General features: G+C 67.7%; 20 protein-coding genes. 10 read left to right on the top strand and 10 right to left on the bottom strand.

What is annotated here, in order from left to right; translation table 11 throughout:
- The first annotated feature begins 94 nt into the window (after positions 1 to 94).
- Together CKW34_RS21430 and CKW34_RS21425 are read left to right on the top strand one after the other, a co-directional pair.
- Positions 95 to 700 carry a TetR/AcrR family transcriptional regulator gene (locus tag CKW34_RS21430; RefSeq protein WP_059384042.1) on the top strand — a complete coding sequence of 202 codons (606 nt, stop codon included), beginning with the start codon at positions 95 to 97 and terminating at the stop codon, positions 698 to 700.
- A 95-nt stretch (positions 701 to 795) separates the two neighbouring features.
- Positions 796 to 1,206 carry a hypothetical protein gene (locus tag CKW34_RS21425; RefSeq protein ID WP_306303681.1) on the top strand — a complete coding sequence of 137 codons (411 nt, stop codon included), beginning with the start codon at positions 796 to 798 and terminating at the stop codon, positions 1,204 to 1,206.
- 156 nt (positions 1,207 to 1,362) lie between these two features.
- On the opposite strand, the gene CKW34_RS21420 is transcribed toward CKW34_RS21425, so the two are convergent.
- The 4 genes from CKW34_RS21420 to CKW34_RS21405 are packed head-to-tail and all read right to left on the bottom strand — an operon-like array spanning position 1,363 to position 5,469.
- Entirely contained in the window at positions 1,363 to 2,361 is a 999-nt protein-coding gene (locus tag CKW34_RS21420; protein ID WP_080968386.1) for an NADPH:quinone oxidoreductase family protein, read from the bottom strand.
- Positions 2,358 to 3,137, bottom strand: coding sequence for an enoyl-CoA hydratase-related protein (locus tag CKW34_RS21415; protein WP_059384043.1), 780 nt, complete (start codon positions 3,135 to 3,137; stop codon positions 2,358 to 2,360). Before CKW34_RS21415 ends, CKW34_RS21420 begins: the two co-directional genes overlap by 4 nt.
- 11 nt (positions 3,138 to 3,148) lie before the next feature.
- Positions 3,149 to 4,171 carry a phosphotransferase family protein gene (locus CKW34_RS21410; RefSeq protein ID WP_229579655.1) on the bottom strand — a complete coding sequence of 341 codons (1,023 nt, stop codon included), beginning with the start codon at positions 4,169 to 4,171 and terminating at the stop codon, positions 3,149 to 3,151.
- Positions 4,168 to 5,469: an acyl-CoA dehydrogenase family protein gene (locus CKW34_RS21405; protein ID WP_059384044.1), complete on the bottom strand. Its 1,302-nt coding sequence runs from the start codon at positions 5,467 to 5,469 to the stop codon at positions 4,168 to 4,170. The genes CKW34_RS21410 and CKW34_RS21405 overlap by 4 nt, the downstream gene beginning before the upstream one ends.
- Before the next feature lie 103 nt (positions 5,470 to 5,572).
- On the opposite strand from CKW34_RS21405, the gene CKW34_RS21400 reads away from it, so the two are divergent.
- Both CKW34_RS21400 and CKW34_RS21395 read left to right on the top strand, forming a co-directional pair.
- Positions 5,573 to 6,016 carry a VOC family protein gene (locus CKW34_RS21400; protein ID WP_059384045.1) on the top strand — a complete coding sequence of 148 codons (444 nt, stop codon included), beginning with the start codon at positions 5,573 to 5,575 and terminating at the stop codon, positions 6,014 to 6,016.
- A gap of 22 nt (positions 6,017 to 6,038) precedes the next feature.
- Complete coding sequence (locus tag CKW34_RS21395; protein ID WP_059384046.1) at positions 6,039 to 6,881, top strand: SDR family oxidoreductase; 843 nt, start codon at positions 6,039 to 6,041, stop codon at positions 6,879 to 6,881.
- Here the strand turns inward: CKW34_RS21395 and CKW34_RS21390 are convergent.
- Entirely contained in the window at positions 6,867 to 7,520 is a 654-nt protein-coding gene (locus CKW34_RS21390; RefSeq protein WP_059384047.1) for a TetR/AcrR family transcriptional regulator, read from the bottom strand. The genes CKW34_RS21395 and CKW34_RS21390 overlap by 15 nt on opposite strands.
- A gap of 133 nt (positions 7,521 to 7,653) precedes the next feature.
- Here CKW34_RS21390 and CKW34_RS21385 point away from each other — a divergent pair, with 133 nt between their 5' ends.
- The 6 genes from CKW34_RS21385 to CKW34_RS21360 are packed head-to-tail and all read left to right on the top strand — an operon-like array spanning position 7,654 to position 14,183.
- Positions 7,654 to 8,952, top strand: coding sequence for a hypothetical protein (locus CKW34_RS21385; protein WP_059384048.1), 1,299 nt, complete (start codon positions 7,654 to 7,656; stop codon positions 8,950 to 8,952).
- A 3-nt stretch (positions 8,953 to 8,955) separates the two neighbouring features.
- Positions 8,956 to 10,359, top strand: coding sequence for an acyl-CoA reductase (locus tag CKW34_RS21380; protein ID WP_059384049.1), 1,404 nt, complete (start codon positions 8,956 to 8,958; stop codon positions 10,357 to 10,359).
- Positions 10,352 to 11,371, top strand: coding sequence for an aldo/keto reductase (locus tag CKW34_RS21375; RefSeq protein WP_059384050.1), 1,020 nt, complete (start codon positions 10,352 to 10,354; stop codon positions 11,369 to 11,371). The genes CKW34_RS21380 and CKW34_RS21375 overlap by 8 nt, the downstream gene beginning before the upstream one ends.
- A 1-nt stretch (position 11,372) precedes the next feature.
- Entirely contained in the window at positions 11,373 to 12,809 is a 1,437-nt protein-coding gene (locus CKW34_RS21370) for an aldehyde dehydrogenase family protein (protein WP_370670872.1), read from the top strand.
- Positions 12,810 to 12,819: 10 nt separating this feature from the next.
- Entirely contained in the window at positions 12,820 to 13,275 is a 456-nt protein-coding gene (locus CKW34_RS24510; RefSeq protein WP_080968388.1) for a carboxymuconolactone decarboxylase family protein, read from the top strand.
- The gene (locus tag CKW34_RS21360; RefSeq protein WP_059384051.1) at positions 13,272 to 14,183 is read left to right on the top strand and encodes an NAD(P)-dependent oxidoreductase; all 912 of its coding nucleotides are present in this window, start codon (positions 13,272 to 13,274) and stop codon (positions 14,181 to 14,183) included. Before CKW34_RS24510 ends, CKW34_RS21360 begins: the two co-directional genes overlap by 4 nt.
- A gap of 6 nt (positions 14,184 to 14,189) precedes the next feature.
- On the opposite strand, the gene CKW34_RS21355 is transcribed toward CKW34_RS21360, so the two are convergent.
- From CKW34_RS21355 to CKW34_RS21335, 5 genes are all read right to left on the bottom strand, one after another.
- Complete coding sequence (locus CKW34_RS21355; protein ID WP_059384052.1) at positions 14,190 to 15,635, bottom strand: MFS transporter; 1,446 nt, start codon at positions 15,633 to 15,635, stop codon at positions 14,190 to 14,192.
- Complete coding sequence (locus CKW34_RS21350) at positions 15,619 to 16,050, bottom strand: MarR family winged helix-turn-helix transcriptional regulator (protein ID WP_016692307.1); 432 nt, start codon at positions 16,048 to 16,050, stop codon at positions 15,619 to 15,621. The genes CKW34_RS21355 and CKW34_RS21350 overlap by 17 nt, the downstream gene beginning before the upstream one ends.
- A gap of 68 nt (positions 16,051 to 16,118) precedes the next feature.
- Positions 16,119 to 16,880 carry an SDR family NAD(P)-dependent oxidoreductase gene (locus tag CKW34_RS21345; RefSeq protein ID WP_059384053.1) on the bottom strand — a complete coding sequence of 254 codons (762 nt, stop codon included), beginning with the start codon at positions 16,878 to 16,880 and terminating at the stop codon, positions 16,119 to 16,121.
- Between the two features lie 125 nt (positions 16,881 to 17,005).
- Entirely contained in the window at positions 17,006 to 17,803 is a 798-nt protein-coding gene (locus CKW34_RS21340; RefSeq protein WP_059384054.1) for an NAD(P)-dependent oxidoreductase, read from the bottom strand.
- The gene (locus CKW34_RS21335; RefSeq protein WP_059384055.1) at positions 17,800 to 18,618 is read right to left on the bottom strand and encodes an NAD(P)-dependent oxidoreductase; all 819 of its coding nucleotides are present in this window, start codon (positions 18,616 to 18,618) and stop codon (positions 17,800 to 17,802) included. The genes CKW34_RS21340 and CKW34_RS21335 overlap by 4 nt, the downstream gene beginning before the upstream one ends.
- Between the last annotated feature and the right edge of the window lie 15 nt (positions 18,619 to 18,633).

The raw sequence follows: 18,633 nt of genomic DNA, 5'->3' as shown, positions 1-18,633 counted from the left end.
AGACCGAAACATATATGTGATGAGACCCTTGTCACACTTGGGAAAATGACCTAATGTGCGTTCAGTAGGTTGTTCTTCTTCAGCGAAGTGAGGGATGTTGTCCCAACGTGCATACGACACTCTCCTCGCCAGAGGTGAGGATCGCCGGGAGCTGATTCTCAGCGTTGCCCAGCGGTTTCTGGCGCGGAACGGGTGGCGGAGCACGAGCCTCGCCCAGATCGCCCGGGAAGCAGGATTGACCCCGGCCGGGTTGTTGCATCACTTCGAGTCGAAGGACCAGTTGTTGCACGCGGTGCTCGACGCCCGCGACAACGACGACAACGCTCGTGTGGATCGGACGGGAGATCTCGTCGAACAGCTCAGGAAACTCCCGAAGCGTTTCGAGGAGTCGCCCGAACTGGTCGGAATGTATGCGGTGCTTCTCATCGAGAACCTGGAACCGGATGCCCCTCTGCACGATCGCCTACTCGGGCGGTATCAAGCGGCTCTCGACGCGGTCGAAGCCGGCATCCGGCGTGGACAACACGCCGGGCGATATCGAACGGATGTGGACCCAGCCGTCAAAGCGGTGGAGATCGTCGCTTTCCTGAATGGAATGGAAACCTCATGGCTGCTCGATCGTTCGCTCCCACTGACCGCAATATTCGAGGACTACATACAGTCGCTCGAGCAACAGCTCATGCCCGCCGCCACATCCTGAGACGACGGGTCGCCGTCGTTGCGCCCAAGGTCGCAGACGCCGTCCGGTATACCGGCGGTTGGCTGTACGACCAGGTTGCGGCAGGCTGGGAAGTGGTGGTCGTCGTTCCGCAGAGTTCCGATCTGCGTCCGTTCGAGATCCTCGGTGCGACCAAGGCCGTCGACCTCGAGTCGGCCCTGAGCTCCGCGACCTACGGTCCCATGCCCGACACCGTCGCCATCGCCGCCGATCTCTACGCCTCCGACGAGCGGATCCGCAGCGGTGTCCTCGAGGCCCTGGCGGAGAACCCCACCACGATCGCGCTGTGGGGCGAGAACGTTCCCTCCGAACTCGACTCGCGCATCGTGCCGCTGCAGCACCGCCTGAGTCGCGCGGCCCAGGTCTTCAAGTCGCATGCCCTCGCCGCTGCCGCGGCACCGGCGACCGCGGTCGCTGCCACCGAATCGTTCCTCACCGGAGGTGCCGACACGCTCCGTATGCGCGGCAACCTCGTCTCCATGGCCTGAGCACCACGACGACTGTGGCCCGGCCTCCTTGCTCGGAGGCCGGGCCACAGTCGTAGTGCCGGAAGAGAATTGCTGCGCTGGTCGATCCTTGCGCGCCGAATCGGGGTTCGCCCGGCGTGTAGGGCGCGCAAGGATCGGTTCGTCGCGCGAGGACGATCAGCGGGACATGTCGAGGACGACCTTCCCGACCGCTCGTCCGTCGGCGACGTGACGAAGCGCCCGCGCGGCGTTCTCCAGTGGATAGTCCGCGCCGATGTGCGGAACCGCCGTGCCCGAGACGAGCAGGTCCACGAGTTCGGACTCGTTCCGCCGGTACTCCTCCGGATCGAGATCCTGGAACTGGAAGCCCATGATCCGGATGCCCTTGACCAGAACGAGATTCAGAGGGATCCGGGGGATCGACCCGGACGCGTACCCGATGGTGACGAAACGTCCACCGCGGGCGAGCGACCGGAGCGCCGGCTCCGAGAGTTCGCCGCCGACAGGATCGACGACGACGTCGGCTCCCTCCGGCAGCGCGTCCTTCAGGGCCGAACGCAGATCGCTCGTGCGGTGATCGATCGTGTGCGCGGCGCCGTAGGACGACGCGACCGCGAGTTTGTCGACCGACGAGGCGACGGCGGTGACCGAAGCGCCCAGCGCCACACCGAGTTGCACGGCCGCTAGACCGACACCCCCGCCGGCCCCGAGGACGACGAGTCGTTCTCCTGGCTGCAGGCGCGCCACCGACCGGAGCGTGTGATAGGCCGTTCGGTGCGCCACTCCGAAGGATGCGGCGGTCCGGTCGTCGATCCCGTCGGGGGTCTTCTTCAAGGCCTTCGTGGGAGCAACCACCTCGTCGGCGAACGCTCCGACCAGCCCGGTACCGGTGACCCGATCGCCCACCGAGAATCCGTCCGCGTCGTCCGTGACCTCGACGACGGTGCCCGCGTACTCGCTGCCCGGAACGAAGGGTGGCGGCACGCTGATCTGGTACCTGTTCGCCACGAGGAGGACGTCGGGGAAGTTCACTGCGGCCGCCCCCACGCGCACCCGGACGTGACCGGGCGCGAGCGGGGACGACGGCCGCGACTCCATCCGAAGGGATTCGGGTTCCCCGTATTCGGTGCAGACGACGGCGCGAACGGTGTCCACCGGTTCTGCCGGGGCGGTCACCGTCCCTGCCAGACCGGCGCCCGCTTCTCCATGAACGCGGTGGCGCCTTCCTTCGCGTCGTTGCTGGTGAAGACGACCGACTGCCAGTGGGAGAGTCGCTCGCCGGCGCGCTCGGGATCGGCCTGCGCGAGCCGGACGAGTTCCTTCACCGCGGACAGGCCGAGCGGGGCGTTCGCCGCGATCCGCCGGGCGTAGTCGAGCGCGGTGTCCAGGACCTGATCGGGCGTCACCACGGCATTGATCAGCCCGAGTTCGTAGCCGCGCTGCGCCGTGATCGGATCCCCCGTCAGGGTCAGCTCGAGTGCCGCCCCGACGGGGATGCGGGTGCCGATGGCGGTGCCGCCACCGGCGGGGAAGAGTCCCCGCTTCACCTCGGGCAGGCCGAACTTCGCCTCGGAGGACGCCACGATGATGTCGGCGCCGAGGAGGAGTTCGAGCCCGCCGCCCACAGCGCTGCCGTTGGCGGCGCCGACGACCGGGACGGTGAGTTCGCCCTTGGACAGCCGGGCGTATCCGGCGGCCTCGTCGGAGTCCGTGCCGATGTCCTCGCCTTCCGCGAACGCACGCAGGTCCATGCCCGCACAGAACGCCCGGTCGCCCGTGCCGGTGAGCACGATCGTCCGGATCTCCGGATCCGCCTCCGCCCGAAGGGCCGCAGCGCCGATTCCGCGGAGCACGGCTCCGTTGAGGGCATTACGCGCCTCGGGGCGGTCGATGCGGAGGACGAGCACCGGTCCGTGCCGTTCCTCCACCAGCCCTTCCACGACAGTCGTCATCGCAGACCCCTTCAGCCCTTGTAGTCCGTCGACTCGGCGAGATCGGCGGCCGACTTCATGAGACTGGTGATGACCGGTCCGTACGACTGCAGCTTGGGATCGTCCCCGGCCCGCTGGAATCCCTGTTCGAGGACGATGGCGAGCTTCCACTTGGCGAGGATCAGGTAGTAGTCGATGTCGTCGACCTGGCGGCCGGAGACCTCGGCGTAGTGCGCGAGCATCTGCGCGCGACCGGGCATCCCGGTCAGGTCGACGTAGCTGACCGCACTGTCCTCGTTCGCGCTCGTGTCCTCGGGCCAGTTCATGAGCATCCAGCCGAGATCGAGCTTCGGGTCGCCGACGGTACCCATCTCCCAGTCGACGAGCGCCGCGAGCTTCGCGGGGGCGCCGTGCTCGAACATCACGTTGGCGAACTGGTAGTCGCCGTGCATCAGACCCGGGATGTAGTCGAGCGGACGATGGGTCTCGAGCCACTTCGTCGCGACGTCCATGCCCTCGATCTCGCGGGCCTTGATCCGTTCGAAGAAGCGGGTCCACCGGCTCACCTGCCGGTCGTGGAAACCGTCGGGACGTCCCAGATCCTCCAGGCCCTGTGCCTTCCAGTCCACCTTCGACAGCAGGGCGATGCCCTCGGCGAGCTGGTAGGCCAGGCCGGCGCGAGCGTCGAGATCGGTGTCGAACGGTGCGGGCCAGGTGCCGCGGTGGTCCATCGGCGACCATCCGTCGACGTGTCCCATGAGGTAGAAGGAGCGTCCGAGGACGGACGTGTCCTCACATGCGGCAACGGCTTTCGTGTGCGGGACGTCGGTTCCGGCCAGTCCCTGGATGATCCGCCACTCGCGCATGATCCCGCTGTCGCGGTCGGCCGGTGCACCGGCCGGAGGGATGCGGATGACGCACGTGAAGTCGTCGCGCGTGAGCTTGTAGATCTCGTTCTGTGTACCGCCGGAGAGATACTTCGCGTCGAGCGGCGCGCCCTTGCCGGGCAGGCCCTGCTCGTCCATCCATTCGGCGAGACGCTCGGTGTCGATCACAGGTTCCCCACTTCGAGTTCGATGTAGTCGGCGTACTTCTTCCGGGCTTCTTCCTGCTTCTTCGGGATCCACTCCGAGGGCCACATGTCGTCGACCGGGCTGTAGTCGCGGAGGACCTGCTTGGCGACGGTGGTCTTGTGTACTTCGGTCGGCCCGTCGGCCAGGCCCATCACTGCTGCGCCGTGGATCATCTTGAAGAACGGCATCTCGTTGGTGACACCCAGTGCACCGTGCACCTGCATGGCGCGCCACGCGATGTCGTGGAGCACGGTGGGCATGATGATCTTCGCTGTCGCGATGTCCTTGCGGACCTTCTTGTAGTCGTTGTACTTGTCGATCTTCCACGCGGTGTTGAGCACGAACAGGCGGAACTGTGCGAGCTGCGCGTAGGAGTCGGCGATGTAGCCCTGCACGGCCTGCTTGTCGGAGAGGCGGCTGCCGGCCGTCTCGCGACTGAGGGCACGCTCGCACATCATGTCCAGGGCCTTCTGGGCCAGGCCGATGGTGCGCATCGCATGGTGGATGCGACCGCCACCGAGTCGCACCTGCGCGGCCGCGAACGCCTGGCCCTCCTCGCCGAGGAGCGCGTCGGCGGGCACACGCACGTTGTCGTAGTGGATCAGCGCGTGGGTGCCCTCGTTCAGCGGTTCGCCGTAGAGGCCGACGTTGCGCACGATGTTCACGCCCGGGGTGTCGGTGGGGACGAGGAACATCGACGTGCCCTTGTACACGGGGACGTCGGGATCCGTCACAACCATGACGATGAGGAACTCGGCGGTGCGGGCGTTGGAGGAGAAGAACTTCCACCCGTTGATGACCCAGTGGTCGCCGTCCTTGACCGCGCGGCACCGGAACTGGGCGGGATCGGCACCGCCCTGCGGTTCGGTCATCGAGTACGAGGAGAACACCTCGCCGTCGAGCAGCGGCTGCAGGTAGCGCTCCTTCTGCTCGGGGGTGCCGAAATGGGCGATGATCTCGGCGTTGCCGGTATCGGGTGCCTGGCAACCGAACACGATCGGTGCCCACGACGAGCGCCCGAGGATCTCGTTGAGCAGTGCGAGCTTGAGCTGTCCGTATCCCTGACCGCCGAGTTCGGGGCCGAGATGAGTGGCCCACAGACCTTCTGCGCGAACCTTCTCCTTGAGAGGGTCGATGGCCTTGCGGCGGAGTCCGTCGAGAGGGACGAACTGTTCGTGTTCCCACACGAGGTCGAGAGGTTCGACCTCCTCGCGCACGAACGCATCGGCCCAGTCCAGCTTCTTCTGGTACTCGGGCTCGGTCTCGAAGTCCCAGGCCATTGCGCCTCCCTTCCATCGGTGAGAATATCTATCTCGATACCAAGAATCTCATTCTTACACGACCGAAGAGCAATTGGAACATCTACATCCGAAAGGCGCAGACATGAAGGCCGAAGACCTCTTCCACCTCGGGGTCGTCACCGACGACCCACGCGGCGCCCGGGACGAACTCTCGACGCTGCTCGGCTACCAGTGGGGACCACAGGTGGGCGGAGCCGTCGACGTGACGCTGCCGGACGGCGACCGGAGTGTCGATCTGCAGTGCTCCTATTCGGTCACCGAACCGCGGATCGAGATCGTCTCGGCCGTGCCCGAGGCACCCCTGTGGGCCGCGACCTCCGGTATCCACCACCTCGGCTACTGGTCGGACGACGTCGAGTCGGACTGCCGTCTTCTCGAGAAGGAAGGATTCGTCGTCGAGGCCACCCGCGCGCTGCCCGGCGGCGGTATGTTCTTCGCATTCGCCCGCAGTCGACGGGGCGTGCTCGTCGAACTCGTCACCCGCACCGCCGAATCCGGACTGTCGCGGTGCTGGGCCACATCCTGATGACCCGAGAGGACTGCATGTCATGACCACGGTGGGGATCGCGACCGGAGCCGGTCGCGGAATGGGATACGCGTGCGCGCAACGCATGATCGGCACGGTCGACACCGTGCTGCTCGTCGACCTGGACGCCGACACCGTCCGCGCCACCGCCGACGAGTTGAACGGTGATCGGACACGGGTCGAACCGATCGTCCTCGACGTCACCGACGTCGACGGACTCGAACGACTGGCTGCGCGCGTGACGGAACTCGGGACGCTGCGATCGGTCGCCCATGCGGCGGGTATCTCGCCGACCATGGCCGACTGGCGACGGATCTTCGCCGTCGACCTGGTCGGGACCGCACGGCTCGCCCGGGCGCTCCGTCCACTCGCGACCGCAGGCACCGCGTCGGTCTACTTCGCCTCGATGGCACCGAACATCGGGCGGATGCAGCCGTCACCGGAAGAGATCGCCGTGCTCGCGGATCCGCTCGCCGAGGACTTCCTCGACCGTCTCCGGGAGGTCGTGGGGGAGGCGATCGAACATCCCGGCGTCGCCTATGCATGGGCGAAATACGGTGTGCAGCAGTTCGCGCGCGACGAAGCCGTGCGGCTCGGAGCAGTCGGGGCGCGCGCATGCTCCGTGTCTCCGGGCATCATCGACACTCCTCAGGGCCGGCAGGAAGCGGACCACAACGAGTCGATGGGCGAGATGGTGCGAGCGACGCCGCTCGGCCGCACGGGCCGTGCCGAGGAACTCGCCGCCGTCGTCACATTCCTGTTGTCCGACGAGGCGAGCTTCGTCAACGGCACCGACGTGCTCGTCGACGGCGGTGTGGTCGCCTCGCTCACCTCTGGGGCGGATCGCGCGTCAGTTCGGCCGTAGGCCGCGCAGGAACAGGTCCACGACGGCCCGCACGTGGGCGTCGACGTCCTCGGCCCCGCGCACGATCCCGAACGAGGCCAGGCGCGCGGGACCACCCGATGCCATGGCCAGGAACAACTCGGCGAGCGTGTCGGGGTCGTCGGCGACGATGCTCCCCGTCGCGGCGTGCCGGCGGAGCAGATCCGCGACCTGTTTCCTGCGCGGCCAGTAACCGGGGCCGAGGGCCTTGCGGGCGATGTCCGGATAGCGCGAGGCGTAGGCGATGGCGACCTGCTGGAGCTTGATCATCGACGGGTCCAGGGCGCGCCGGACGGCGGCCTCCGCGATGGCGGTCAGTGAGTCCCCGAGATCGTCGTAGTCGGGGATCTCCGGTTCGGGTGCGGGCCAGTCGGTGCGCTGCATGGCCCAGCCGAGGACGTACCGGAAGACGTCCTCCTTGGTCGGGAAACGCGCATAGAGAGACGGTTTCGTGGTGCCGGCCGCCGCGGCGATGGCGTTCATCGTCGTGCCTTCGTAACCGTTCTCGAGGAACAGCCGGAGGGCGGACTCGCGTACCGCGTCGTCGAGCCGGCTCGCTTCCTCCCTGGTGGGGCGTCCACCACGGCGTCGTGTGTCCTGCTCGCTGCGGATCGGGGTCATGAGGGAAGTGTGCCAAATCGTTTCGGGCCTGGACACAAAACTTTCCCCGTGGGTATGGTTGCAGCAATTCTTTATCTATACCGCTCAGTCAAGTTATCGACGTTCCGCATCCAGAGGGCCGGAGGACACCCAGATGACAGAAACAACCCTGCAGAAAGACGTCGTCGCGACGCTGAACGCGTACTTCCAAGAGCGGCGCGACCGGGTCCCCGTGCTCGCGCAGCGCGCCGCCGACCAGGGCATCGAGGAGATCCGCTCACGCGAGGACATGATCCCTCTGCTCTTCCCCCACACCACCTACAAGAGCTATCCCGACATGCTCATCGCCAAGGGCCGGTGGGAGCAGATGAACCGCTGGCTCGGTTCCCTTTCGAGCCGCCCGGTCGACGACGTCGACGTCTCCGGGGTCGCCGACGTCGACGACTGGATCGCCGCCCTCGAGAGGGCCGGCCACATGGTGTCGAGTTCGAGCGGGACCAGCGGCAAGGGCTCCTTCCTCAACAAGTCCCAGCGCGACCTCGAGGTCAACAAGCAGAATCTGCTCGACTGCTTCACCGCGCTCGGACTGCCGCCGGAGAAGCGCTGGCACGTCATCCCGGTCGGCCCCGAGACCGGCCAGACGCAGCACAACGGTGTCCGCGACCTGATCATCCGCGAGTTCTCCCGCCCGGACGCCCTTCCGCTGTTCGAGGGGGCGCCCGCCGAGGGCTTCCACCGCTACATGGCCAAGTTGTCGGCCATGCGCCGGGCGATGGCCGACGGCACCGCCGCCCCCGACGACATCGCACGCTTCGAGGCCGAATCCGCCGAGCGCGCCGCCCAGCAGGATCGGCGACTGCACCACTTCGCCGACGAGATCATCGCGCACAGGTCCGAGGACATCCTCTTCAGTTCCCAGTTCCCGCAACTGTTCCGGCTCTGCGAGATCCTGCGGGAGAAGGGCGTCCGCGACGGCGACATCACCGGCAACAACGCGCTCACCAGCGGCGGCGGACTGAAGGGCACGAACCTTCCCGCCGACTACCAGGAACAGATCTACCGGCTCCTCAACATCGTGCCGGAGCGCTTCCTGCACTACTACTCGATGCAGGAACTCAACAACCGCATGTTCAAGTGCCCCGAGGAGGGCCGCTACCACGTGCCGGACGAGATCGTGCTGTTCGTCCTCACCAAGGACGGAAGCGCCCTCTCCGAACCCGAAGGCACCATCGTCGAGGGACGCGCGGCCTTCGTCGACACCACCGTCGACGGCCGGTGGGGCGGAACGATCTCCGGCGACCGGATCACCGTCGACCTCGGAACGTGCCCGTGCGGCCGGCCCGGCGAGACCGTGCTGCCGAACATCGTCCGCTACTCCGACCTCGGCGACGACGACAAGATCACCTGTGCCGGAACGATGGACGCCTACGTCCGCGGACTCTCGGGAGAGTGAGCCATGACCACCACCGCACCGGCCCGTACCCGCATCAAGGTCCCGCACTTCGTCCGCGGCGAGATCGTCTGGGGTGAGGACAGCGAATATCTCTCCCGCGACCTCGGCGTCCCCTTCGTCACCCCGAAACTCGAATACAACGGTCTGTTCGCGCCGCGCTCGGAGGTCGGGCCGGCATTCGACGTGCCGATCTCCGAGATCATCGACTTCCTCGTCGAGACCGCGCAGTACCTGACCCTGGAGAAGAACGAATACCTCCAGGAATCCCTCGAGATGACCGTCCAGGTGAGCGCCCTGCCGCGCCGCATCATCGAGAACACCTTCGCCCGGCCCGGTCAGTTCCTCACCCGGCAGGCCCTCGAATACCGGCTCGAACGCACCTTCGGCGGCCTCGACGTGCTCGACGGCTGGGCCGAGCGCACCGACCCGAACGGCAACGTCAGCCGCGTCCGCGCCTTCCCGCCGCGCCTGGTCCACATGATGGCCGGGAACTCGCCGAGCGCCGCGATGACGACCATCGCCGACGCCGCACTCACCAAGGGCGTCAACCTGTTCAAGATGCCCTCGGCCGACCCGTTCACCACCGTGGCGGTGCTGCGCACCATGGCCGACATCGCCCCCGGCCATCCGGTACTGCGGTCGATGTCCGCCGTGTACTGGCGCGGCGGCGACGAGAAGGTCGAGAACATCCTCTACCGCTCCCAGTACTTCGACAAGCTCGTCGCGTGGGGTGGTGGCTCGGCCATCGAGAACGCCGCGCGCTATGCCGGACCGGGTTTCCAGCTGATCTCCTTCGATCCCAAGGTGTCGATGTCGATCGTCGGCCGCGAGGCCTTCGAATCCGAGGAGGCCCTGCGCGAGGTCGCCGAACTGGCGGCCCTCGATGCGACGATCTTCAACCAGGACGCGTGCCTGGCGGCGCGGCACATCTGCGTCGAGGGCGACGACGACCGGATCGACCGGTTCTGTGCCCTGTTGCACGAACGACTCGGCGTGGACCGCGACTTCGCCGAGGCCGTCGGACCGAAGCCCGACGCCGAGATCCGCGACGCCGTCGAGGGAATGCGCTTCCTCGAACCGGATTACAAGGTGTGGGGCAAGCCCGACGGCAGCGGCCTCGTGGTGCGCTCGCCGGAGATGGTCGACTTCCACCCGACCAACAAGACCGTCAACGTCCTGCCGATCTCGACGCTCGACGAGGCCGCCTCCTACGCCACCGTGGCCACCCAGACCGTCGGTGTCTACCCGTTCCACCGCAAGGCGGAGATCCGCGACCGGCTCGCCACCGCCGGCGTGCAGCGCATCGTCCGACTGGGCAGCGCGCTGAAGGGCAGCATGGGCAGCCCGCACGACGGCATGTACCCGCTGCACCGCTTCGTCAACTGGGTGGTGGACGACGATGCCTGACGGAATCATGGGGCAACGCGTGCTCGGCTCGTCCGGTATCCGCGTGAGCGAATTGTGCCTCGGTGCAATGACCTTCGGCACCGAATGGGGCTTCGGTGCCGACGAGACCGAATCCCGCGCGGTCTACGACGAATACCGCGCGGCCGGAGGCAACTTCGTCGACACCGCGAACAACTACACGAACGGGGCGAGCGAGGAGATGCTCGGCCGGTTCATCGCCTCCGAACGCGACGCGATGGTGGTGAGCACCAAGTACACGCTCCCTACCGACCCGCGCGACGCCAACTCCGGTGGCAGCAACCGGAAGAGTCTGCGCCGGAGTGTGGAGACGAGCCTGCGACGGCTCGGCACCGACTATCTCGACGTGCTCTGGGTCCACGCGTGGGACCGCTGCACACCGGAAGCCGAAACTCTGCGTGCGCTCGACGATCTCGTCCGGGCGGGCACGGTGCTTGCGATCGGGATCTCCAACACCCCGGCGTGGGTGATCTCCCGGTCGAACGCCATCGCCGAGCTGCGTGGCTGGACGTCGTTCTGTGCATTGCAGGTCGAGTACTCCCTCCTGGCCCGTACACCCGAGCGCGAACTGCTGCCGATGGCAGAGCATCTCGGACTCCCGGTGTATGCGTGGAGTCCGCTCGCGCGGGGTGCACTGGCCCGCGACCACACGGACGAATCCCTGGCCGCCCTCACCCTCCGGATGCAACGCATCGTGAAGGTGACGCGGGAGATCGCCGACGAACTCGGCACGTCCAGCGCCCGGGTGGCTCTCGCCTGGGTGCGTCGACAGGGACTGCTGCTGTCGGTCGGTGCCCGCACGGCCGAACAGCTCCGCGACAATCTCGGAGCGTTGTCCCTGCAGTTGAGCGACGACCAGCTCGCGCGGCTGGAGGAGGCCTCGGCGATCTCGGCCGGATATCCGCACGATTTCCTGAGCCAACGGCGGGCCATGTTCGAACCGGACGCTCTGCCGTCGATGGCCGGTGCTCTCCAGAGCACCGGCGGGAGGTGACATCGTGGAGACACTCGATCATTGGATCGACGGGGCGTCGACGGCACCGTCCGGCGGCGACTACCTCGACGTCAGCGATCCCGCGACCGGACGTCCCGTCCGGCGTATCGCCCGAGGCAATGCCATCGACGTCGGTGCGGCCGTGCGCGCCGCCTCCGCGGCCGGACCGCAGTGGTTGCGGATCCCCGCACTCGACCGCGGCCGTCTGCTCGTCGACCTCGCACGCGCGATCCGGGCCGACGCACCGAGGCTCGCCGCACTCGAGGTCAGCGAGACCGGGAAACCCGAGAAGGTCGCGCTGGCCGAGGTGGAGAACTCGGCGACCTACTTCGAGTTCTACGGCGGTCTCGTGGGTATGCCCGTGGGGGAGACCCTCGACATCGCTCCCGACCAGCACGTCTACACGGTGCGGGAGCCCTACGGGGTGATCGGCGTGGTCACTCCGTGGAACCTGCCGCTCAACCAGTCGGCGCGGGCGTGCGCACCGGCGCTCGCGGCGGGGAACACCGTGGTGCTCAAGCCGTCCGAGAACACTTCGGCATCGAGCGTGCGCCTCGCGGAACTCGCGAGTGCGGTGGGCTTCCCACCCGGCGTCCTCGGCGTCGTGCTGGGCACCGGTGGGGAGGCCGGTGCCGCTCTCGTCCACCATCCCGACGTGGCCAAGGTGGCGTTCACCGGATCCGTGCCGACGGGACGGGTCATCGGCGGGATCGCCGCCGACCGGATCGTGCCCGTCACCCTCGAGCTCGGGGGCAAGTCGGCGAACATCGTGTTCGCCGATGCGGATCTCGATGCCGCCGTGGCCGGCGCGGTGCAGGCGTTCACCGCCAACGCCGGACAGGTGTGCTCGGCTGGGACGCGACTGCTCGTGCAGCGGGAGGTGCACGACGAAGTCGTCCGCCGCGTGGTCGACCGCGTGTCGGAACTGCGCGTCGGCGTCGACATCGGTCCGATCATCACCCGGGCCCAGTTCGAGAAGGTGCAGCAGTACTTCGGGATCGCCGAGGCGGAGGGTGTGCGCCTCGAGACGGGCGGAAAGGTCTCCGCCGTGGCCGAGGAGACCGGTGGCTTCTTCGTCGAGCCCACCGTCTACACCGGGGTGGACAACTCGATGCGGATCGCGCGGGAGGAGATCTTCGGACCGGTACTCGTCGTCGTCCCCTTCGACACCGTCGACGACGCGGTGGAGATCGCGAACGACTCCGACTACGGACTCGTCGCCGGGGTGTGGACCCGCGACGTCTCCCGCGCACTCGCCGTGAGCGGGCGCCTACGCACCGGGCAGGTGTTCGTCAACACCTGGTCCACCGGCTCCGTGCAGACCCCTTTCGGGGGATGGAAGAACAGTGGCTACGGACGCGAGAAGGGCGTCGAGGCGCTGCACCACTACGGTCAGGTCAAATGCGTGACCGTCAAGCTCGATTCGTCGCGGATGTGAAAGGGCAACGATGACAACACAGGTCGCGCTCGACGACACCATGCAGGCGGCACACCGAACGGTCCTCGACTCCGGGCTCGCGGTACGCCGCGAGGTCCTCGGCGACGAGTATGTCGACGCCGCGCTGTCGCGCAACGCCGGCACCGACGGTGAGGGACTGCAGGAGTACGTCAGCGAATTCGTCTGGGGTGGCGTATGGACCCGGGACGGTCTCGAACGCCGCGACCGGTCGCTCGTGACGATCTCGCTGCTGATCGCCCTCGGTCAGCACAACGAACTCGCCACCCACGTCCGTACCGGGATCCGGAACGGATTGTCGCGGAAGGAGATCTCCGAGACGGTGGTGCACGCGACGGCGTATGTCGGATGCCCCGCGGGCATCGCCGCGATGCGCGTCGTGCAGCAGGTCCTCGTCGACGAACTCGGCCCGCTGCAGGCCGACGAGACGACGGAGGAGGACGCATGAGCGAGGTGACTCTCGGGACCGTGGGCCATATCGGTCTCGGCGCGATGGGACGCCCCATCGCCCGGAACTTCGTCCGCGGCGGTCGCAGCCTGATCGTGCGCGACGCCGATCCTGCCGCCCAGCAGCGGTTCGTCGACGAGCACCCCACCGCCGTCGGTGCCGGTGGCACCGAGGACTTCGCCGACTGCGACGTGGTCGTCCTGATGCTGCCCACGAGCGACATCGTCGACTCCGTCGTGCTGTCCGAGGACGGTCTGCTGCAACACCTGCGACCGGGTTCGGTCATCGTCGACATGGGCTCGAGCGTGCCGACCCGCACGCAACGCCTCGCCGAGGTCGCAGCGGAGAAGGGCGTGCGCGTCGTCGACGCTCCCGTGAGCGGCGGTGTCGCGCGCGCCGAACAGGGCACCCTCGCCGTGATGGCCGGTGGCGACGCCGCCGTGGTCGACGGGGTGACGCCGCTGCTGCAGGAGACGGGCAGCGAGATCATCCGGGTCGGTCCCGTCGGATCGGGTCATGCCGCCAAGGCACTGAACAATCTCCTCGCGGCGAACAACGTGCTCGTCGCGGCAGAGGCTTTGCTGGTTGGGAAGAAGTTCGGGTTCGACCCGGCGACCCTGCTCTCGGTCTTCAACGCCGGCAGCGGCCGCAACCAGGCGACCGAGACGAAGTACGAGAAGTTCGTGCTCTCGCGCACGTTCGATTCGGGGTTCGCGGCGGCGTTGATGCGCAAGGACGTCGGGATCGCACTCGACCTCGCCCACGATCAGGGGATCAGCCCCGTGCTCGGGGAAGCGATCGGGCAGGTGTGGAACGCCGCCGTCGAAGCACTGGAGCCGGGGGTGGACCAGATGGCGGTGGTGCGCCATCTCGAGCAGGTGTACGGGGTGTCGCTGGGCGGGCAGTAGCTCGCGTCAGCGGGAGGACGACACGTTGTGAGGCACCTTCGAGGAGGGTGCCTCACCCTTTCTGGCACGGGACCGGACGTGGTTGACCGCGAGCGCGGCAAACACGATCACGCTGCCGCACGCCCCGACGGCGAATGCGAGCGTGATGCCACCATCGGTCGGGTGCAGGTCGGCACCCATGTGTGCGGCGAGGACGGCGCCGGACAGGGCGCTGCCGAAGGCACCACCGACGGTGCGGAGGACCTGGTTGAAGCTGACGGCGCTGCCGAGTTCGGTGTCGGCCACGCTGCGTGCGATGAGTGCGGGCATCGCGGCGTAGGTCGTGCCCATGCCGATGCCGAACAGGAACATCCCGACGAGGATCTCCCACAGTCGGTCGTGTTCGAACCACAGCAGGAAGGCCGAGACCGTCATGACCCCGGCACCGAGGGGGAGGAGCGTCGTCAGCCGGATGCGACGCGCGAGTGCACGCACGACACGGTTGGCGCCGAAGCTGCCCACCGACAGCGGGAGCATGACGAAGCCGGCCCAGAACAGCGGCAGGGCGATGCCGTAACCGGTGGAGGTCGGCGACTGTGCGATGAGGCTGCTCACCGACAACCCGATGTACATCGCGGCACCGAGGCCGATGGCGGTGCCGTTGGCAAGCAGCACGTCCTTGTTGCGGACCACCCGCAGGTTCACGAGCGGATTCGGGATGCGCAGTTCGACGAACGCCCACCCGGCCAGCAGAACGGCTGCCGCGAGGAAGCAGGAGAGGGTCCATGCCGAGGACCAGCCCCAGTTCGAGCCTTCGCTGACCGCGACGAGCAGGGCCGCGAGCCCCGCACCGAGAAGGATGGCGCCGAAGGTGTCGAACCTCCTGCGGAGGCCACGCTCGTCCGGTCCGTTCGGAACGATGCGCCACACCACGATCGACGCGGTCACGAGGAAGACGGCGGCGAACGCGAAGGCTGCGCGGAAACCGGCGGCACTGGCCAGGATGCCGGTGAGCGGATAACCGATTCCGAGACCGGTGGAGACGGTGACCGACAGGCTCGAGATACCCACACGCACCTTGTCCTCCGCCAGGTATCGGCGGGCGAGGGCGATGGTCACGGGCACGATGCCGTAGGACAGCCCCTGCAGGGCCCGTCCGATGAGGAAGACGGTGAAGTTCGGGGCGCACGCCGCCAGGGCGGATCCCACCAGGATGGTCGCCAGGGACACCAACAGCAGCCGCTTCTTGTGCGGGCCGTCGCTGAGCCGCCCCATGATCGGGGTGGCGACGGCGCCGACGAGCAGATTGATCGTGAGCATCCACTGTGCGGAGCTGACGGACACCGACAGTTCCTCGGCGATGGTGGGCACGAGCAGCATGCCCAGGGAGCTGACGATCGCGCTGGTCAGCGCCGTGTAGACGAGGGCGGGCAGGAGCAGGGACCGTTCGGTGCGCTTACTCAACGGCCGCACCGCCCGTCAGCTTCCGCAGGAGGGGAATCGCGGCACCGAGCAGTTGTCTCTCGTCGTCGGTCAGCTGATCGGCGATCGCCCGTTCGAGCCACGCGTTGCCGATCGAGCGTTCGTGGGCGAGCCGTTCCCGGCCGGCCTCGGTGAGTTCGATCCACACCCGACGTCGGTCGCGGTCGTCGGGAGTCCGGGTGATGAGGCCCAGGCTCTCGATCTCGCGGACGGCGTTGGCGATCGCCTGCGGGCTGATCTTCGCGGCCGTCGCGAGTTCCGCGGACGTGGCGCGACCGCGGTCGGCGAGGTGGACGAGCACGTCGAGTTTGCCCGTGGAGAGCGTCTTGTGTGCGTTGAGCTGTCTCCACAGCGGCCGCAGGGATTCCCTGAGGGACTGGGCGAGGGTTCCTTCGATCGTGTCCACCCGGCCGAATATACAACCGGGTTTATCAACCTGGTTGATTAATCGGGCGAATCATCCGGTGAGACCTATCACCGGAGCACGGTGCCGCCGTCCACGTTGACCACCTGGCCGTTGATCCACGAGCCGTCGTCGGACATCAGGTAGGCGACCATGCTCGAGATGTCCGCGGCCTCACCGAGCCGGGTGCTGCGCGTGCGCGCGAGCATGCCTGCCAGCAGTTCCGGTGCCGCTCCGTTCCGGATCTCGTCGGTGAGGATCAGTCCCGGGGTCACCGCGTTGGCCCGGACCCCCTCCCGGCCCCATCGCGACGCGACGTGCCGTGCGAGCGCATTGATACCCGCCTTCGTCGCCGAATAGGCCGGACGTTGCGGGTCGCCGGTGAACGAGGCGATGGACGAGGTGTACACGATCGCTCCGCCGCCGCGTTCGAGCAGCTTCGGGACGCTGTGACGGGTGACGAGCATGTGGCCGCGCAGATTCACGGCTACCGTGCGGTCCCAGATCTCGAGGTCGATGTCGACGACGTCGGTGTCCTTCGTGACGGCACCCATGTCGCCGGCATTGATGTGGACGGCGTCGAGCCCGCCGTACGTCTCGACCGTCGTCGCGACGAGCGCCCGCACGGAGTCGTCGTCGGAGATGTCGAACTCGACCGCGACGGCCGTGCCGCCGGTCTCCGTGATGGACGCGGCGGTGCTCTGCGCACCGGCGTGGTTCAGGTCGCCGACCACCACCCGGGCGCCCTCACGGGCGAGGCGACGGGCGGAATCGGCGCCGAGACCCGTTGCGGCACCGGCGACCAGGACGACCTTGTCCTTCAGACCTTCCACGACATGACCTTTCGTTCGATCGGAACAGTGCGGATCGGAGCAGTGCGGATCGAGCCGGGGGACGGCGCGGACGGCGTCCCGTGCAGTGGAGCAGGACCACCACCCGGGACGCCTCGCCGGACCGCCTACCGGGTGTGTGCGTCGATGGCCGTGTCGAGGACCCCGAGGTCTCCTCCGAGCTCCGACACGGCGGCCCGCACCACCGCCACGTCCTTGGTGAGGAATTCACCCACGGCACTGCGGAATTCCGACACCGATCCGCGCATCGCGATGTTCCCCATGACCTTGCACGACGAACTGCCGTGGGGGAGGGCGGAGAACAGCGCCGCCTCGTCGACCCCCAGTTGCCGGCCGAGCTCGGCGGCTTCGGCGAGCAACCCGATCTCGGCGGCGAACAGGGCGTTGTTGACCAGCTTCACCTTCTGTCCGCTGCCGGGCGCGCCGACGTGCAGGACGGGATCGCCGTAGCTCTTCAGCACGGGCGTCACGGCGGCGACGGCCTCGTCCGCTCCGCCGAGAAACAGCGTCAGTGCACCGGCGGCGATGTCGTGCGGGCCACCGCTCACGGCGGCGTCGATCACCGCGACCCCGAACGGCTCGGCCGCGGAGGCCAGGGTCTCCACGGTGCGCGGGCTGATCGTGGTGTGGACCACGAGGGTCGAACCCTTCGGCATACGCTCCAGCACGCCGTCGTCGAGGCACACCCGGCGTACCTGCTCGTCGGTGAACACGCAGACGACGACGAGCTCGGCGTCGGTGCCGACAGCGGTGATGCCACCGACCGCGGTCGCGCCGGTCTTCTCCACGGCCGCCCGGGCGTCGTCGCGCCGCGCGAGCACGTGCACGTCGTGTCCGTCGGCGACCAGACGCTCGACCATCGGCAGCCCCATACGTCCGGCGCCGACGAAGTGCACGCGGCTCATCGCGGGTGTCCCATCTGTTCGAGGCTCGCATCGGCGGTGGTGAAGGTGATGCCCTCCGTGGCCCCGGCCGCTGCGGCCAGACCGGCCACGAGGCTCACGTCCTTCTTCAGCAACTCGCCGGCGTGGCCGCCTATCCGGGCGAGGCTGCCCCCGGCGGACACGACGCGTCCGAGCGCGAAGCTGTTCGCCGAACCGTGTGAGACGACCTCACCGAGGCGGGCGGGATCGACGCCGAGTTCCGCGCCGAGCGCCAGGGTGTTCTCGGCGAGCGCCAGGTTCGCCGTGAACAACAGGTTGTTGAGGAGCTTGGAGACCAGGCCCGCTCCGAGGTCCCCGAGGTGCACCACCGGATCGCCGTAGGTGGAGAACACCGGCCGGCACCGCTCCACGACGTCGCTCTCACCACCGACCATGACGAGCAGAGTGCCTGCGGCGGCCCCCATTCCGCCTCCGCTGACCGGCGCGTCGACGAGCGAGACACCTCGTTCGCGTGCAGCTGCGGCGAGTTCGCGGCAGGTGTCCGGATGGATCGTGCTGTGTACCGCGATGATGCCGCCCTCGTTCATGCCTTCGAGGACACCGTTCTCACCCGTGATCACCTGGCGCACGTCGTCGTCGTTCACCACGCACAGGCAGACGAGGTCGCTGACCGCACCGAGCTCGGCGGGTGACTCCGCGTACTTCGCGGCCGTATCGGCGTAGGGATCAAGGGATTCCGGACGACGGGCCCAGAGCGTCGTCTCGTATCCCGACTCGACGATCCGGCGGGCCATCGGCCCACCCTGGCTTCCGAGTCCGATGAATCCGACACGCATCACAGTGCCTCCGAT

This window comes from Rhodococcus rhodochrous (assembly GCF_900187265.1).
GTDB classification, from domain to species: domain Bacteria; phylum Actinomycetota; class Actinomycetes; order Mycobacteriales; family Mycobacteriaceae; genus Rhodococcus; species Rhodococcus rhodochrous.
Note: the sequence above shows the minus strand (reverse complement) of the source record. Positions and strands in the feature narration are given on the sequence as shown.

Bases quoted from the DNA above. Each gene is read 5' to 3' on its own strand.
- CKW34_RS21430 (WP_059384042.1), top strand. From the start codon at position 95: ATGTTGTCCCAACGTGCATACGACACTCTCCTCGCCAGAGGTGAGGAT.
- CKW34_RS21415 (WP_059384043.1), bottom strand. From the start codon at position 3,137: ATGACGACTGTCGTGGAAGGGCTGGTGGAGGAACGGCACGGACCGGTG.
- CKW34_RS21405 (WP_059384044.1), bottom strand. From the start codon at position 5,469: ATGGCCTGGGACTTCGAGACCGAGCCCGAGTACCAGAAGAAGCTGGAC.
- CKW34_RS21400 (WP_059384045.1), top strand. From the start codon at position 5,573: ATGAAGGCCGAAGACCTCTTCCACCTCGGGGTCGTCACCGACGACCCA.
- CKW34_RS21395 (WP_059384046.1), top strand. From the start codon at position 6,039: ATGACCACGGTGGGGATCGCGACCGGAGCCGGTCGCGGAATGGGATAC.
- CKW34_RS21390 (WP_059384047.1), bottom strand. From the start codon at position 7,520: ATGACCCCGATCCGCAGCGAGCAGGACACACGACGCCGTGGTGGACGC.
- CKW34_RS21385 (WP_059384048.1), top strand. From the start codon at position 7,654: ATGACAGAAACAACCCTGCAGAAAGACGTCGTCGCGACGCTGAACGCG.
- CKW34_RS21380 (WP_059384049.1), top strand. From the start codon at position 8,956: ATGACCACCACCGCACCGGCCCGTACCCGCATCAAGGTCCCGCACTTC.
- CKW34_RS21375 (WP_059384050.1), top strand. From the start codon at position 10,352: ATGCCTGACGGAATCATGGGGCAACGCGTGCTCGGCTCGTCCGGTATC.
- CKW34_RS24510 (WP_080968388.1), top strand. From the start codon at position 12,820: ATGACAACACAGGTCGCGCTCGACGACACCATGCAGGCGGCACACCGA.
- CKW34_RS21360 (WP_059384051.1), top strand. From the start codon at position 13,272: ATGAGCGAGGTGACTCTCGGGACCGTGGGCCATATCGGTCTCGGCGCG.
- CKW34_RS21340 (WP_059384054.1), bottom strand. From the start codon at position 17,803: ATGAGCCGCGTGCACTTCGTCGGCGCCGGACGTATGGGGCTGCCGATG.
- CKW34_RS21335 (WP_059384055.1), bottom strand. From the start codon at position 18,618: ATGCGTGTCGGATTCATCGGACTCGGAAGCCAGGGTGGGCCGATGGCC.